The sequence below is a fragment of the Pseudoalteromonas tunicata genome (assembly GCF_002310815.1).
Classification (GTDB): domain Bacteria; phylum Pseudomonadota; class Gammaproteobacteria; order Enterobacterales; family Alteromonadaceae; genus Pseudoalteromonas; species Pseudoalteromonas tunicata.
The window spans coordinates 768,304-785,543 of sequence record NZ_CP011032.1 but is presented as its reverse complement, the minus strand read 5'-3'; the positions used below and the strand labels follow the sequence as shown (position 1 = coordinate 785,543).

The window sequence follows — 17,240 nt, the reverse complement described above, 5'->3', positions numbered from 1 at the left end:
CGTTTTTATTTTATTAACTTATCAAAAGCTTAAAGAAGATTATTTAACCACATCCATCTCTGCTAATAAGTTTTCTGCATTATCAACCTCACTCATTAGCCACAAGATATAACGAATATCAACATGGATAGCACGAGTAATTTTGGCATTAAAGTACCAATCTTTAGTGATTGATTCATACGTTGAATCAAAGTTTAACCCAACTAATTCTCCGCGACCATTCATAACCGGTGAACCTGAGTTTCCGCCGGTTGTATCTGCGCTACTTAAAAAGTTAACTGGAATAGAATTAAACTCAGAGACTTTTGGTTGCTCGCAGCCCACTAACGAACATAACCAGCCTTGTTCTGGTGTAGCATCTAAAGTCTGGTAATAAAAATCACCATACTGTTTATTGTTATAAGCTGCCACTAAATTAGCTGGCGCATTAAATGGCACTGTATTGGTATTTTTAGCAATTAAGCCACGCACAGAAGTAAATGGTGTTTTATATACCCCATCAGCCGCAGGATAACCATCAACCGAGCCATAAGTAACACGCAATGTACCATTTGCATCTGGGTAAACTGGGCGTCCTTGCTCGCGATTATAAGCGATTATTGATTTCATAAACTGTGGACGCGCTTGCGCTAACAAGCCACTTAGTTCATCAGATTCTTCTTCGCGTTTTAAATTAGTTTGATACAGTGCAACCGCAAGTTTAATAAATGGATCGTTCGATTGCTCAAACTCTGCAACCGACTTACCCATCCACGCTAAACGACCATCAATCGTATTAAGCGCAGTATCGGCATAATACGGTTTAATAAGCGCCGCCAAAGCAGCCTCATCCATCGACGGATTTAAACCAAGCGCCGCATCAAATGCGCTAATACGCGATTGCTCACTTTGCGTTAAATATAACGCCAAGAAGGCTTGCCAAACTTTGGCATCAACATCGCTATCAAATTTAGTTTGAGTACGCTTTAAACCCGACTCAATCATTTTTAAGTCACGTTCTTGATAGCCTATCTTACGAGCAGCGTTAGGCTTTTCGCTTTCTTTAGCTAAGCGGTATAAACGACTCGCTGCGCCTAATAAATCAGAGTTTTGAGCATAGCTATACAATAAATCTTGGCTTTGAGTGCCCTGCATTTTTAACAGTAATGATTTTAATTGATCATAACTGGCTAAATACTCTGCGCGGCTGATATCAGCTTTCATCCAAGCAAGTAATTGCGCTTCTTGCTCAGCTTTAATTGCTGCAATATCAGTAACTTTAAAACCGTCTAATAACCCTAAACGTTTTTTCAGACGGTTATTAGTGCTTTTTACCCGAGATGCATATTTTACTGCTGCTTCAGGATTATTTTCGGTAGCGCGTTCAACCGTATCAATAAATAAATTATAAGTTTCAACTTCAAGTGGATAAGCAACATCGTTGGCATAGACTATTTCATCCGTTAAACGATAACGCGAGGTACTGCCTGGATATCCGGCTAAGATAATACCATCACCTTGTTTTACACCTGAACCTGATACTTTTAACCAGCTTTTTGGTTGATAAGGTACGTTATCTTTAGAATACTCAGCCGGTTTACCCTCTTTATTTACATAAGCTCGAACGAAGCTAAAATCACCGGTATGACGTGGGTATTCGTAATTATCAATATCGCCACCGTAGTTACCAATCGCTTCTGACGGTGCATACACTAAACGCACATCTTTGATCATCAACTGCTTAATCATGAAATATTCCATACCATGATGGAACGAGCGCACAACACAGCGATAATTAGCGTCGGATTCACACTCACCAATAAGCTGTTTACGGTTATTTTCAATCGCATCATAGCGCGCTTTACCGGTTAAATCGGCACTGAGTGTACCAATAACGTTATCGGTTACATCAGTTACTTGTTCTGTGATGTATAAACGCTCTTGTGGGCCTGCGGGTAATTCTTGTTCAAAGTTTTTAGCTAAAAAACCTTCAGTGATTAAGTTTTTTTGTGCAGTTGAATTATTTTGAATGGCGCCGTATGCACAGTGATGATTTGTCACTACCAAGCCTTGTGGCGAAACAAAAGAAGCAGAGCAGTAACCTAATCCAACAACTGCATTAAGCGGATATTGATCAAGTTGCGCCACTTGTTTAGCGGGCAGTTCAATACCGACTCGGGTGAATTCGGCTTGTAAATCGGCTAATTGGTGCGGCTGCCATTGGCCTTCGTCAGCAAAAGCGCTTGTGGCTAAGACAGCCAGTGTTAATAAAGATAATTTTTTCATGGTGTTCTGCTCTTATTATGGTGGCCAAATACTAACGATTTCACCCCAAAGATAAAAGCCTCTCACGTTTAATTTGCCATTTTAAACGACTAATCACCCAATCAAAATTATCTTCAATACATTTACACTAAATGTTTAAGCGTTAAGCCTTTCGCTCCTGCAATTTGGTTCAGCTGAGCTAAAAAAAGCTCCGCCGTTGCCAGCGCATCAGTGAGGGCATTATGCGTCAAATATTCAGGTAGTTGATAACGACTGCGACACCGAGCTAAATTTAAGTCATCGCTCGCTATTTCATGCCCTTGATTCATTAAGCGCTTGTATTCTATTTTCATGGTATCGAGCATTACCGATGAGCTAAGTAATAAATTGGCGTTTTGAAATGCCGCCTTTAAAAACGCCCAGTCGAGTTCTGCATTATGAAAAACTAATACATGATCATCCAATAACGGTTGTAGCTCCAGTAATGCTTGGCGCAAAGGCACCCCACCTTTAACCGCAAAACGGTCAATACCATGAAAAATTGGGCTTTGTTTTAACTCATTTACTTCACAGTTAATAAAATGCTCACTGCGCCCAACAATAATGCGTTGTTCTTCAATGGGTAACCAAGCCAATGAGACTATTTCATCTACTTTCGGATCAAGCCCTGTAAGCTCTAAATCAATCACTAAATATTTAGCGCGATAACAGTTTTGCGCTAAAGCTTCTTGTTGCTCAATTTTAATGCCGAAAAAACGTTTTAATGCGTTCAACATTGTCAAAATCGCCTTCCTTCTAAAGTGCTAGGTAAATCATCGAAACGACCTAGCTAAAAATTCAATCTAATCAAACCATCCCCTGTTTGATTTCTAACGGGTTATCACATTACAAACTGCCACGGGCAAATTTAAACGCCGCCGCTTGCTGAGCTTGTTTCACTAAATAAAAAGCCTCTTTAAGCTGATGTTTCTCAAGCGATGTCAGGGCTTCAGGGTTAATACAATTACTTGGTAATCCTTCTTGGTTAATTTGGCTGCGTAAGCGCAACTGCGTTAAAAATCGCCAGCAGTCTTTTAAGTCGTACAAATCCTTTTTATTGTGAGGAAGTATTTTGACTAAAGCATCAACTCGCTCAACCGTATTAGCAGCTCTCACACCACTATTTAAAGCATACAGGCGGACAATATCGTTAATGATCACTACGCCGCGCTTTTTTAAATCAAGGTATTTATGCTTTTGCTCCGTTTGCTCTAATTTGAATTGATTAAACAACCCAATCGGCACTGAGTTGTTATTAATATCAGTGGCCATAGAGGCAAAAAATATTTGGTCTTTACTCATATCGGTCAGTTTTTGATTAAAGTTTTTGTACAACTCACTTGAGCCTTCAACAAAACGTAAATCAAAAAATATTTTGCAATTTAAAATGGCGCTCGGAGAAGGACTTTTGATCCAATGAGAAAATTTAGCGAGCCAATGAGAAAGTGATAAACAACATTGTGGCTCGCTGGCCATAATATTACCCGGGCATTTAGCAATGCCGCAAAGTGTTAAATGCTCACAGACAAAACGGCCCATTGCAGCAAAGTAGTCGTATTGTGCTGGGGTTATTTCATCGGGTAACAACAAGCCATTATCTTGATCTGAATGCAAAGTTTGCTCTTCACGCGCTTGTGAGCCAAAACAAATCCAGCTAAAAGGCGTTGGCGCTGCACCAAAATCTTCTTGATATAAATAAATAAGCCGAGACGTCAGTGCATCGGTAATGCCGCTGAGCAACTTACCCATTAAGCTAATATCTTCAACTTTATTCGAAAAACCGAGCAGTAATTCAGGAATTTCAAAGGCATAACGTTTTACTTCAGCCACGGTAGCCGCTTTATAAATGCGGCCAATTAATTGAACTGGGTCGGATTTTTGTTGGCGTAATAAATCAGTGCTGGTGAGCATGCCTAGTGGTTTATGGTTCTCATCAAGCACAGGTAAGTGATGAATATTATGACGCAGCATTAAATGCAGTGCAGAAAAGACTCGATTGTTTTCAAATATATATTTCGGTTTGGCGCTCATTATTAAACTGACAGATTCTTTTGGGTCAATTTCAGTCGCCAAAACACGGTTACGTAAATCACGGTCAGTCACTACACCAACGAGGCGATCGTTTTCCATCACCATAATCGATGAGACTCCGTGCTGGCTCATTTTTTTTGCAGTTTGCCTAATACTGGCGTCGGGTGAAAGCGTGACCGCACCTTTATGCATCACTTGCGAAATGCGACGCTCAGACCAATTATCGGCGCGAGTTTTATAGTGAGACGATAACAAACGATTAGCATGAGCTCGGACAAAATATTGTTCAAACCCTTTGTATTGATGACGTAAAAAATCAAAACTCTCTTGATTGAGCAAATAAACAATGCCATCGGTTTGAACTTGTAAGCGGTTTTTTATTTCATCGCCGGTTAATAACGAGGGAAAACCAAAGTATTCCCCTTCAGACAAACGGGCCACTAGTTCGCCACTCGGCTCAATTAAATCAAAAGAACCTGAGCGAATAAGGTATAGGTTTGGTTCTGCGGTATTTAGCCACTGATGTTGATTTTCGCGGCTGATGTAGACAACTTGCAAATGAGCAACAAAATACTCAGCTGCCGCAGGGGCTAATTCTGTAAACGGCGCTTGGGCGACAATAAATCGAAGTAACTCTTTTTGCTCTATGGTCATGTCTATTACCTATCGGTTGTGTCACTAAACACTGTACGCAATAACTGCGAAAAAAAAAGCTCGACCATAGTCGAGCTTTATCTCTATCACTTATTGAACTAGTGGTCGTGAGCTGCTTCAGAACCTTTAGGGTTACGAATACTTTCAACCATTTCTTGAACTTCAATAGGTGTACCAGTTGTTACTTTTAGTACCGCAACCGCCACTACAAAATTCACTATCATACCAATTAAGCCGATACCTTCTGGCGAAATTCCAAATAACCAGTTAACCGGAGAGTTAAGCTCTGGGCTGATGAATTTGAAGTAAATGATATAACCTGCTGTAAACGTAATACCCGATACCATACCGGCAATTGCGCCTTCTTTGTTCATGGATTTTGAGAAAATCCCCATAATAATCGCAGGGAAGAAACTCGCTGCCGCTAAGCCGAAGGCAAACGCCACCACCGAAGCCACAAAACCAGGCGGATTAATACCAAAGTAAGCTGACACCACAATGGCCACCATTGCTGCTAAACGCGCCGCGAGTAGCTCTTGTTTATCAGTAATATTTGGTTTAAAAGTCCGTTTTAATAAATCGTGCGATACCGAAGTTGAAATAACTAGTAACAAACCTGCGGTGGTTGATAACGCAGCTGCAATACCACCAGCAGCAACTAATGCCACAACCCACGCTGGTAAATCTGCAATTTCAGGATTTGCCAATACCATGATGTCGCGATCTATTTCTACTTCATTTTTCGAGTTAGGATCTGTCATCTTACCCGCAGAGTAAGACATTTTTCCATCACCGTTTTTATCATCAAATTTAATTAAGCCTGTACGTTCCCAGTTTTTCACCCAAGCAGGCGCATCAGCATACACAGTACCACTGCCATCTTTACCATTAATTGTATCAATCATGTTTACACGGGCAAACGATGCAACCGCAGGCGCTGTTGTATAAACAATCGCAATGAAGACTAACGTCCAAGCGGCTGAAATACGCGTATCTTTAACTCGTGGTACAGTGAAAAAACGAACAATTACATGTGGTAAACCCGCAGTACCGACCATTAACGCGCCCGTGATAGCAAAAATATCAATCATGCTTTTTGAGCCTTCGGTATATTGTGCAAAACCAAGCTCAGCACTTAAACCATCCAGTTTATCAAGAAGATACACACCTGAGCCATCACTCAATGTTGCACCAAAACCAGTTTGTGGTAATACGTGACCTGTCATCATTAAAGAGATGAAAATTGCAGGAACTAAATAAGCAAATACTAATACACAATACTGCGCAACTTGAGTATAGGTAATGCCTTTCATGCCGCCCAACACTGCGTAGAAGAAAACAATCACCATACCAATGTAAACACCCGTTTCAATTTCAACTTCTAAGAAACGAGAGAACACTACACCTACACCACGCATTTGGCCTGCAATATAAGTAAAACAAATGAAGATTGCACAAATCACCGCAACGGTACGTGCCGTTTGAGAGTAATAACGATCACCGATAAAATCAGGTACGGTAAATTTACCAAACTTACGTAAGTAAGGTGCTAAACAGAGGGCTAATAATACATAACCACCTGTCCACCCCATCAGATACACACCACCGTCGTAACCTGCAAACGAAATAATACCTGCCATCGAAATAAATGACGCTGCACTCATCCAGTCAGCTGCTGTTGCCATACCATTGGCTAAAGGTGGTACACCACCGCCGGCAACGTAGAATTCTTTTGTTGATCCGGCTCGGGCCCAAATCGCAATCCCGATGTACAACGCAAAGGTAGCGCCGACAATTATAAAAGTGAGAGTAGTTACATCCATCATCTAATTCCTTATTCGTCAACGCCGTATTTTTTATCTAATGCATTCATTTTGAATACATAGAAAAAAATCAAAGCCACAAAAGTGTAAATTGACCCTTGTTGTGAAAACCAAAAGCCCAGTTTAAAGCCAAAAAAGCGCACTTCATTTAGCACATCTACTAATAAGATGCCAAAACCAAACGAAACAACAAACCACACTATTAACAGCTTAAACATCAGTGACAGATTTTCTGACCAATATGCTTTTGCTTGTTCTTCATTTTTAAAAGCCATTTATATCCCCTTACATTACCAATCACATGAGTGATAACTGTATTAATCGTCACCATTGACTCTAGCAATGCAAAAGGCTGTTGAAATTGAGACCTTAGTCGTAACAATCGGTTAACCTCCCAGTTTACGTAAAGGTTAACCAAAATGTAAATTTCGTTAACTACATGAAATAAAAAAGAAAGGTAGGTAAAATATCTGAGCTATTTAAAGCTGAAAAAGCTATTTTTAATCCAATAAGACATTAGTCTTACAATTCGCAGCACCTTACACCCTGAAGGAAAAAGCACTTAAATATCAAAATATTAGCCTTGTACCTGATGTAAGTTGAATTTAGCTCAAGCAGGTTCAATTGACACTTGTAATTAAAGTCATGCTAAAGTTTGGTCACAAATAAAATAAGAATTGAATCTCATGACCATCGCATTGATTTTTGTGGCACTTAGCTATATCGGAGTGTTGTTTTGGCTGGCTAATTGGGGAGATAAAAATACTATTCGCGCGACACAAATTACGCGCCATCCTTTTGTTTACTCCCTTGCGCTTGGTATTTATTGCACCTCATGGACGTTTTATGGTGCTGTTGGAACTGCGTCTAATCATGGCTGGAGCTACTTACCCATTTTACTTGGTCCCGCTTTATTGTTTATTTTTGGTCAACGGTTTTTACGTAAACTGGTGTTAGTGAGTAAAAAACAAAACATCACCACCATTGCTGATTTTATATCTGCCCGCTATGGTAAACGTCAATTCACCGCTATTTTAGTTACGTTAATCGCCCTTTTTGCTACCATTCCTTACATTGCGCTTCAACTTAAAGCACTCAGCACAAGTTTTGTTTTATTGCAGCATAATGATGGTATATCTGGCACGTTACTCGCTTTTTTTGGCACATTGGCCATGGCATTATTTGCGATTTTTTTTGGTACTCGCAAAGTCGATGTTACTGAATATCGCTCAGGTTTAATGCTTGCAATTGCCTTTGAGTCACTGATTAAATTGTTAGCTTTAATCTCGGTTGCGGCACTCTCTATTTACGTTTTAAACCAAGAACAGACTGACTTTCTTAGCATCTTTGATCATCCAGATATGTTTACTCATTGGCATAGTAACGATTTTTTTAGTTTTAATTTTATTGGTCAATCCCTGATGGCCGCTGCCGCTATCATTTGTTTACCTCGCCAATTTCACGTCACCGTTGTTGATAACCATGACGTTGGACACCTAAAAACCGCACGTTGGGCGTTTCCTTTGTATTTATTACTAACTGCTGGGGTAATTATCCCAATTGCAGGCGCTGCCATGCATCCTGAAATCGGTTCTGTCGCCAGTGCCGACAGTTTTGTTTTAGCACTGCCTTTAAATCAAGGATTTGATGTACTCGCAACATTTGTCTTTGTTGGTGGGCTCTCTGCCGCCACCGCGATGATTGTTGTTGCAACCTTAACCCTAAGTACCATGATCTCAAATGATGTCTTGCTGCCTTTAATGCTCCGACGCAAGTTTCGCCGTAACTTAATTACCAGCAGTTACAAACGCCGTATTTTATTTGTCAGGCGTATCACTATTGCTGCAATTTTGGCACTTTCTTATCTTTACCAACAAATGTTTGGTGATCAATCTGCGCTTGCGAGCATGGGTTTAGTCGCATTTTCATTAGTGACACAACTGCTGCCAGCAATCGTCGGTGGTTTATATTGGCGTAAAGGTCATGCTTACGGCGTTTATGCCGGGCTTATGGCAGGTTTTATTTGCTGGTTATTGTTTTTAATGATCCCCGTTATTCAAGGTATTCCAAATGGCACAGCAACGCTTCAACAAAGTGTAATGACTCAAGGCACATTTATCGCACTTTTTGCCAATATCATTTGTTATATCAGCTTTAGTCTAGGCGCACATGAGCGCTTAGTTGATAAGATTCAAGCCGCTGCATTTGTAAATCCTAAAGAACAACATGAATTTACCAAACGCAGCAATAAACAAATCAAAGCGACAGTTTACGATCTCAAGGTGCTGCTACAAACTTTTTTAGGTATCGAACGTGCTAAACAAATCATTGTGCACTTTGCCATGCAACATGACATTGGGGACGACAATACTATTCCAAGTGGTGACTTTGTTGATTACTGCGAACGATCGCTCGCTGGAGTGCTCGGCGCCTCTTCTGCTCGTGCAATTATTGGCGCAGTGGTATCGGGTAAACAAATGGCCTTTGAAGAAGTGGTTAACTTTTTTGATGAGACCACACAGGCACTGCAATTTAACCAAAATCTACTCTATACCTCGCTTGAGAACCTTAGCCACGGTATTTCTGTGGTTGATAAGGATTTAAAACTCGTTGCTTGGAATAAACGCTATTTTGAGATGTTTGAATATCCAGAAAATTTTCTAGAATCTGGCCAACCGATTGAAGAGGTCATTCGCTTTAATGTTGGTAAAGGTGACTGTGGCGAAGGCGAATTTGAAGATCAAGTCCAAAAACGAGTTCAACATTTGCGTAACGGTACACCACATCATTTCACCCGCAAACGAAAGAATGGGCAGGTAATTGAAATGATAGGAAATCCTCTTCCTGGCGGTGGGTTTGTAACGTGTTTTTCTGATATTACGAGTCACATTGAAACCCAAGATGCGTTGGAAGAAATCAATATTGATCTTGAAAACCGTATTGAAGCACGAACCCAGCAAATTAGAGCAATAAACGCCAGTTTAGAGGCGCAAATAGTAAAACGAGAACAAACAGAGCAAGCCTTAAACCAAGCAAAGCAAGAAGCCGAAAAAGCCAATGAAAGTAAAACCCGCTTTTTAGCCTTGGCAAGTCACGATATTTTGCAACCGCTTAACGCTGCCAGACTCTATTTAGCAGCCATCGATGAACAAGAGCTTAGTGCGCAAAATCAAAGCGCTTTCAACAAATTAGGAGATAGTTTAGATTCAACCGTACATTTAATGTCTGCGTTATTAGAGATAGCCAAACTCGAACAAGGAGCAATGACTCCCAGCCCGCGACATTTTGCGATTGCTGATATTTTAACGCCATTAGCCAACGAATATTCGATTTTGGCGAAAAACAAAGGCTTAATTTTAAAAATTAAAGAGTGCAATGCCATTGTTCATACCGATACCACTTATTTACGACGTATTATTCAAAACCTAGTATCAAATGCGGTTAAATATACCGAGCAAGGCAAAGTACTGGTGGCCTGTCGTAAGCGTGGATTGCACTTAGTCATTGCCGTTTGGGATACCGGACCAGGCATTTCTGAATATGAACAACAACGGATTTTTAATGATTTTTATCGCATAGGTAAAAGCGATAACAAAGGGGTTGGCTTAGGTTTAGGTGTAGTTAAACGAATGGCCGACATGCTATCACTCCCTCTAGAGCTCAATTCTGAATTAAATAAAGGTAGCTGTTTTAGTATTGAAGTACCTCTGGGTCTACAAGACAAAATTCAAGCTAAAGATATCAATGCTGTGCTTTCTGAGCAGCGCGAAACGCTCAATGTCATTATGGTTGATGACGATGAAGATAATTTAATCGCAATGGCGACATTATTAACTAAATGGGGCGTGCGCCATCAGGCTTTTTCAACTGTGGCAAATTGCTTGAATCATGCGCAACAGTGCGCAGCCCCCGATGTCATTTTAATGGATTATCAACTGTCAGAACAATGTGACGGTATTACTTTAATAAAAACTTTACGTGAAATCTGGCAAAAATCGGTTCCAGCTATTTTAATTACAGCAGTGCGTGATCAAGCACTAAAACAACAGCTAAAAGAACAAAACATTCATTATCTTAGCAAACCGATAAAACCTGCTAAGCTTAAAGCACTGTTAAATCATAACAGTCGCTAATAGAGTGGATGTTAAATACTTAACGCTAAGAGTTAATACTAAAGTATTATTTTATTTTTTTTGTTAGTTATTTAGTGCAAAAGATTTAAAAATAATTAAACTGTATTTAACAAACAAATATGTACCTAAAATGTTTTTTAAATTAACAGCTTAGGTACATATTAATGCACCTATTTGTGCAATAAATAATGGCAACAATACGACTCACGGGATCGAACAATGAAGAAAACTTTACTTAGTCTTAGTGCATTTGCATTAGTTTCAATTTCTACTTTTAGTGCTAACGTTGCAGCAGAAGACGATATGTCTGTGCGCATTTGTGAGTATACGCAAATTGATGATAAATCACGTTTACGCTCATTCTTAAAAGATAATAATTTAAAAATTCGTGCTGTATTTGATAAAATACAATGTAACGGTGAAAACATTTTAGTATTCTCTGCAACATCAAAAGCATTAAACACTGGTGAGTTTATTATTGGCCAGTTACCAAAATCAGTAGTGAGTGACAACCTAGCAGCCATAAAAGAAAAGTCACCACACTTATTATTAGTTGCTGAAGAGCGAGTGAAGTAACACTGCTTTTCTTCTTTTGTCTAAAAACCGACTTTAAGTCGGTTTTTTTATGCCCATTTTAAGCTCAATTTAGCTGGTCTCATTTATTTTCTTGCTCTAAAAAAGATTCAATGATAAGTATCTCCTTACTTAGTAAACTCGAATTTTACTGAGAGGATATAGCATGTGTTATACATGTTTAATGAGTGGGAATGAGGAACCATGAAAAAAGTATTATTAACTGACTGCCCTGATGCCAAAGGATTAATTGCAAAAATAACTGGCCTATGTTTTGAACATCAGCTCAATATTATTAAAAATAATGAATTTGTTGATAATTTGAACCAACGATTTTTTATGCGCACAGAATTAGAAGGTGATTTTGAAAAAAGTGACCTATTAACTCAGTTACGCACTATTTTACCCCCTAACAGCCATGTCAGCTTAAAAGGTCAAGATAAGTTAAAAGTTGTTTTATTAGCGACCAAAGAAGCCCATTGTTTAGGTGGTGTTTTACTAAAATGCTTTGAAAATGCGTTAAATATCGAAGTTGTAGCTGTGATAGCCAATTATGCAGATTTAGCCCCTTTAGTAACGGGTTTTGGTGTCCCATTTCATGTTATTAGCCATGAAGGATTAACCCGTGATGAGCACGATGCACAAGTGGCGGCTAAAATTGCAACTTACCAACCTGACTTAGTTGGGCTGGCAAAATACATGCGGATTTTAACCCCTGAGTTTGTTCGGCAATTTAACGGTAAAATTATTAATATTCATCACTCGTTTTTACCTGCATTTATTGGTGCAAAACCGTATGAGCAAGCCTATCAACGAGGCGTTAAAATTATTGGAGCAACGGCGCATTTTGTTACCGATGAGCTTGATGAAGGCCCTATCATTGCACAAGACGTGATCCATGTGACACACGATAATGGCGCTTCTGATTTAGCTAAGTTAGGCAGAGATGTTGAAAAGAATGTATTTTGCCGTGCACTGCAACTAGCGTGCGAGCATCGTATTTTTATCAATGATAATAAAACGGTGGTATTTCGATAAAGGTTGTTACTTTGAGTGTTAGATTAATAAAACAATTAGCCTAACACTCAAAAATCAATCATTAATTACTGTCAGTTTGTGGTTCGAGTTGTAATTTTGACGCAATTAATACCGCTTGAGTACGGTTATAAACACCTAGCTTTCTGAAAATCGCTGTGATGTGGGCTTTTACTGTGGCTTCTGAAATATGCAATTCGTAGGCGATTTGTTTGTTTAATAAACCTTCATGCAAATAACTAAGTACCTTATATTGCTGTGGTGTTAAAGATGCAATCTGTGTAGCGATCCCAACTTCATCTCCAGTTAAATCAGCCACTTGATCTTTTAATTTTGTCGGTAACCAAGTGTCACCTTCTAATATTTGGCTAATTGCATCTGCAATTTCAGTTGATGAAGAAGACTTAGGAATGAACCCCATCGCCCCATAACCCATTACTTTAGACACTACCTGAATTTCTTCACTGCCCGATACAACAACGATAGGTAAATCAGGATAATCTTCTCGGATACGAATTAAGCCATATAAATCATCGTTACCCGGCATATGCAAATCTAACAATAAAATATCAAGTTCATCATATTGTTTCAGTAACTCTAATGTCGCCTCAAAATTATCTGATTCGAGTACTTCTAAATCTGAAAACGCTGATTGTAACGCCCCTTTTAAGGCCTCCCGAAATAAAGGGTGATCATCCGCGATCAAAAATTGGCTCATTGTCTGCTCCTAATAAAATCGGCTGTTATCCTAACAGGTAACAGCCGACATCTTACTTGTTGTACTTACTGATGTGCAACAGTTTAGCGATTGAGGCGATTCTCAATCAGCTCTTCAACCACACTCGGATCTGCAAGTGTAGAAGTATCGCCTAATTGTTGGTATTCATTTGCAGCAATCTTACGAAGAATACGGCGCATGATTTTACCTGAACGTGTTTTTGGCAACCCTGGTGACCATTGGATCATGTCAGGTGATGCAATTGGGCTCAGCTCTTTACGAACCCAGTTACGCACTTCTTTCGTTAGCTCTTCAGTGACTTGTACGCCATCGTTAGGCGTAATGTAAACATAGATACCCTGACCTTTAATATCGTGCGGATAACCTACGACAGCCGCTTCTGCAACCGCAGGATGTGCTACTAGTGCACTTTCAATCTCTGCAGTGCCTAAGCGGTGGCCTGATACGTTTAATACATCATCAACACGACCAGTGATCCAGTAATAATCATCTTCATCACGACGACAACCATCACCTGTGAAATAAACACCTGGATATGCAGAAAAATACGTTTGCTCAAAACGTTCGTGATCGCCATAAACAGTTCGCGCTTGCGCAGGCCAGCTATCTAAAATAACAAGGTTGCCTTCTGTAGCGCCTGATAATGTATTACCTTCAGCGTCGAATAACGCCGGTACGATGCCAAAAAATGGACGTGTAGCAGAGCCGGGTTTCATCGCAGTTGCACCAGGCAATGGCGTGATCATCATGCCGCCAGTTTCTGTTTGCCACCAAGTATCGACGATTGGGCATTGACCATTACCAATTTTATCGTGATACCAAGTCCACGCTTCAGGATTGATTGGCTCACCCACAGAACCTAAAATACGTAAACTAGTACGTGTTGAGCTTGCAGTTGGCTCATCCCCTTTGGCCATCAATGCACGTATTGCGGTTGGTGCTGTGTATAAAATAGTGACTTGGTGCTTATCAACAATCTCACCCATTCGCCCCGCGGTTGGATAAGTTGGCACACCTTCAAATAATAATTGAGTACAACCGTTAGCAAGTGGGCCATACACAATGTAACTATGGCCTGTAACCCAACCCACATCGGCACTACACCAATAAACATCATTATCTTTTAAATCAAAAACATATTCATGAGTTAACGAGGTATACACTAAATAACCAGCGGTGGTATGAACAACCCCTTTTGGTTGGCCTGTTGAACCTGAGGTATATAAGATAAATAATGGGTCTTCTGCATCCATCACTTCTGGCTCACAGCTTGTGGCTTGGTCTGCCACTAAATCATGCCAATAGATATCATGCTCAAACCATTCAACTTCGCCACCGGTAAGCTGATGCACAATAACGTGTTCAACACTGGTCACCGTAGCTTGTGATACCGCTTCATCTACATTCGCTTTAAGTGGCACAGCATTGCCACCACGACGACCTTGATCAGAAGTAATCACCACTTTTGCACCTGAATCGCGAATACGATCGGCAATTGCTGAAGGTGAGAAACCACCAAAAACAACAGAATGAATTGCACCAATACGTGCACAGGCTTGCATTGCATACACAGCTTGCGGGGTCATCGGCATATAAATCGCTACGCGATCACCTTTTTTAACGCCTAATTTTTTCAGACCATTGGCCAGTTTACAGACTTCATCGTGTAATTCTTGATAAGTAATATGGGCGACGTGCTCTGGATTATCACCTTCCCAAATAAGAGCGACTTTATCTGCCTTATCTTTTAAATGGCGATCAATACAGTTATAGGAAACATTTAATTGGCCATCTTCATACCAACGAATATCAACATGACCAGTATCAAAAGAAGTATTTTTTACTTTAGAAAAAGGAGTGATCCAATCTAAACGTTTGCCTTGCTCTTGCCAAAACGCTGCGGGATCATCAATAGACCATTGGTAAAGTTCTTGATATTTCGCTTCATCAATTAATGCATTTGCTTTAACTGACTCTGGTACTGGATAAACACTTTGTGACATAACAGTCTCCTAAATAATCGTGCCTTGAGCATATATAGATAAGAATTACTCAGCTACCTCTCATTAAACATTAGACCTTAGTATAAATAGGGAACTCAATTGTTTAAGATCAAACCATTAACGCTTATTTTTTGGTTAATTTACATAACTGAATTCAACAAGACCACTAAACAGCTATTTTAAACCAATAAATACGTAGAATTTGCTCCCCCCGCAAAGGTTCGATATATAGATATCATCCGGTTAAATAGGCTTAAAACAGAGCTCTTAGTAACATAAAAGTTACAACTAACACCTTAGTCGTATAGACCAAAAGGTAATTGAGCAAATTCTATTCATAAACAACATTAAGTCAGCACGTTCAAATGGGAAACAGTGATGAAAACAATTACATTAACAAAAAAATTAAGCACAATCGCAGTTCTTAGCGCACTCAGTTTTGGTGCTCAAGCAGCAAGTTTAGATACAACAAATGTGACTTATGGTGGCTATGTTAAATTAGATGCCATGTGGAGCGACTTCTCAGCAGGCACAATTTCTGGTGGTAGCATTGGCCGTGATTTTTATGTTCCAGTGACCACACCTGTCGGTCCTGATGCAAAAAATAACGATGCAGTTTTTGATATGCATGCCAGACAATCACGTTTCTTCTTCGATACCGACACAAAACTAGATAGTGGCAAAAGTATCAAAACTAAAATCGAACTTGATTTTATGGTCACCGCCGGTGGCGACGAGCGAATTTCAAATTCATATGTACCACGCTTAAGACAAGCTTATGTTACCTATGATGGTTGGTTATTTGGTCAAGCATGGTCAAACTTTCAAAACGTCGGTGCTTTACCGGAAACGCTTGATTTTGTTGGACCAACAGAAGGTACGGTTTTTAGCCGCCAAACAATGGTGAAATACACTACAGGTAATTGGTCTTTTTCTGCTGAAAATCCTGAAAGTACCGTCACCGTAAATGGCGCTCGTATTGAAACAGATGATGCAAGCATACCTGATTTATCAGCCCGTTATACTCACAACGCAGATTGGGGTCAGCTTGTTGTTGCCGGCCTTGCTCGCCAGTTAAAATATAATAAAGCTGATATTAATGCGACTGAAACATCTTATGGTGTAAGCGTCTCGGGTAAAATCAACTTGGGTAAAAACAACCTTAAATTTATGCTAACACAAGGTACAGGGCTTGGCCGCTACGTTGGTTTAAATGCAGCTAATGGCGCAGTATTAGATGGGAATGATCTTGATGCTATTGACTCAACATCAGGTTTTGTAGGATACCAACATCATTGGAGCAATAAAGTACGCTCAACGTTTGTTTATTCATTCTTAAAAGCAGACAACAACCGTGATTTAGCAGCCGTCTACGGTAGCCCAACCAAATCAAGTACCAGCTACAGTGCAAATTTACTTTATTCACCAGAGAAAAAGCTTACTTTTGGTGTTGAATACCGCCATGCAAACCGCGAAGTTGAAAGTGGTGCAGATGGTGATTTAAATCGTCTACAATTTTCAGCAAAATACGCTTTTTAAACAAATAGATACTTCCTATCAAATGCGGCCTAGGTCGCATTTTTTATCGCTAAAATATCTTTAGCTTAATCTTAAAGATGTAGAGATAAGAAACTGTTTTTAAATCATAAAAAAGCGGTTACTAAACCTCTGTTCTAGATAAGAAATTTACCAACATATCTAATTAAAAGTAAATATCTAAATTTTTCATCTCTAGCCAGATATTTTCAAGGGTAACAATGTCGATTGGGACGTCTATTGTAGGTCTATGCTAGTTACTTCAACACTGATAGCGTTGAAAATTGCAGCCTGGGATGGATTTATTATCCAGTCATGAGGTTAATTATTAAGTAATTTAAAGCTAAAAATCCTAAACGTCATTTATTCTTCAATTCTAATGACTCAACAATAATAAAGGTCTGCTATCGCTTAGCAGACCTTTATTATT

General features: G+C 39.6%; 11 protein-coding genes. 4 read left to right on the top strand and 7 right to left on the bottom strand.

Annotated features, from left to right (window positions below; translation table 11 throughout):
* Positions 1-39: 39 nt before the first annotated feature.
* The 5 genes from PTUN_RS03680 to PTUN_RS03660 form a co-directional block, all read right to left on the bottom strand.
* Positions 40-2,265 carry a S46 family peptidase gene (locus PTUN_RS03680; RefSeq protein WP_009838350.1) on the bottom strand — a complete coding sequence of 742 codons (2,226 nt, stop codon included), beginning with the start codon at positions 2,263-2,265 and terminating at the stop codon, positions 40-42.
* A gap of 122 nt (positions 2,266-2,387) precedes the next feature.
* Positions 2,388-3,020, bottom strand: coding sequence for a 3'-5' exonuclease (locus tag PTUN_RS03675; protein WP_009838349.1), 633 nt, complete (start codon positions 3,018-3,020; stop codon positions 2,388-2,390).
* 109 nt (positions 3,021-3,129) lie between these two features.
* Entirely contained in the window at positions 3,130-4,968 is a 1,839-nt protein-coding gene (locus PTUN_RS03670; protein ID WP_009838348.1) for a DUF294 nucleotidyltransferase-like domain-containing protein, read from the bottom strand.
* Positions 4,969-5,066: 98 nt separating this feature from the next.
* A complete protein-coding gene (locus PTUN_RS03665; RefSeq protein ID WP_009838347.1) occupies positions 5,067-6,791 on the bottom strand; it encodes a sodium:solute symporter family protein in 1,725 nt (574 codons plus the stop codon).
* A gap of 11 nt (positions 6,792-6,802) precedes the next feature.
* A complete protein-coding gene (locus PTUN_RS03660) occupies positions 6,803-7,066 on the bottom strand; it encodes a DUF4212 domain-containing protein (RefSeq protein WP_009838346.1) in 264 nt (87 codons plus the stop codon).
* Between the two features lie 411 nt (positions 7,067-7,477).
* On the opposite strand from PTUN_RS03660, the gene PTUN_RS03655 reads away from it, so the two are divergent.
* From PTUN_RS03655 to purU, 3 genes are all read left to right on the top strand, one after another.
* Positions 7,478-10,924: a PAS domain-containing hybrid sensor histidine kinase/response regulator gene (locus PTUN_RS03655; RefSeq protein ID WP_009838345.1), complete on the top strand. Its 3,447-nt coding sequence runs from the start codon at positions 7,478-7,480 to the stop codon at positions 10,922-10,924.
* Between the two features lie 219 nt (positions 10,925-11,143).
* Complete coding sequence (locus tag PTUN_RS03650) at positions 11,144-11,500, top strand: DUF3718 domain-containing protein (protein WP_009838344.1); 357 nt, start codon at positions 11,144-11,146, stop codon at positions 11,498-11,500.
* Positions 11,501-11,701: 201 nt separating this feature from the next.
* A complete protein-coding gene (purU, locus tag PTUN_RS03645; protein ID WP_009838343.1) occupies positions 11,702-12,535 on the top strand; it encodes a formyltetrahydrofolate deformylase in 834 nt (277 codons plus the stop codon).
* Positions 12,536-12,596: 61 nt separating this feature from the next.
* Here purU and PTUN_RS03640 read toward each other — a convergent pair whose 3' ends face one another.
* Positions 12,597-13,250: a response regulator transcription factor gene (locus tag PTUN_RS03640; RefSeq protein ID WP_009838342.1), complete on the bottom strand. Its 654-nt coding sequence runs from the start codon at positions 13,248-13,250 to the stop codon at positions 12,597-12,599.
* Between the two features lie 83 nt (positions 13,251-13,333).
* A complete protein-coding gene (gene acs, locus PTUN_RS03635) occupies positions 13,334-15,274 on the bottom strand; it encodes an acetate--CoA ligase (protein ID WP_009838341.1) in 1,941 nt (646 codons plus the stop codon).
* Between the two features lie 378 nt (positions 15,275-15,652).
* Between acs and PTUN_RS03630 the strand changes: the two genes are divergently transcribed.
* The gene (locus tag PTUN_RS03630) at positions 15,653-16,813 is read left to right on the top strand and encodes a DcaP family trimeric outer membrane transporter (RefSeq protein WP_009838340.1); all 1,161 of its coding nucleotides are present in this window, start codon (positions 15,653-15,655) and stop codon (positions 16,811-16,813) included.
* Positions 16,814-17,240 lie beyond the last annotated feature (427 nt).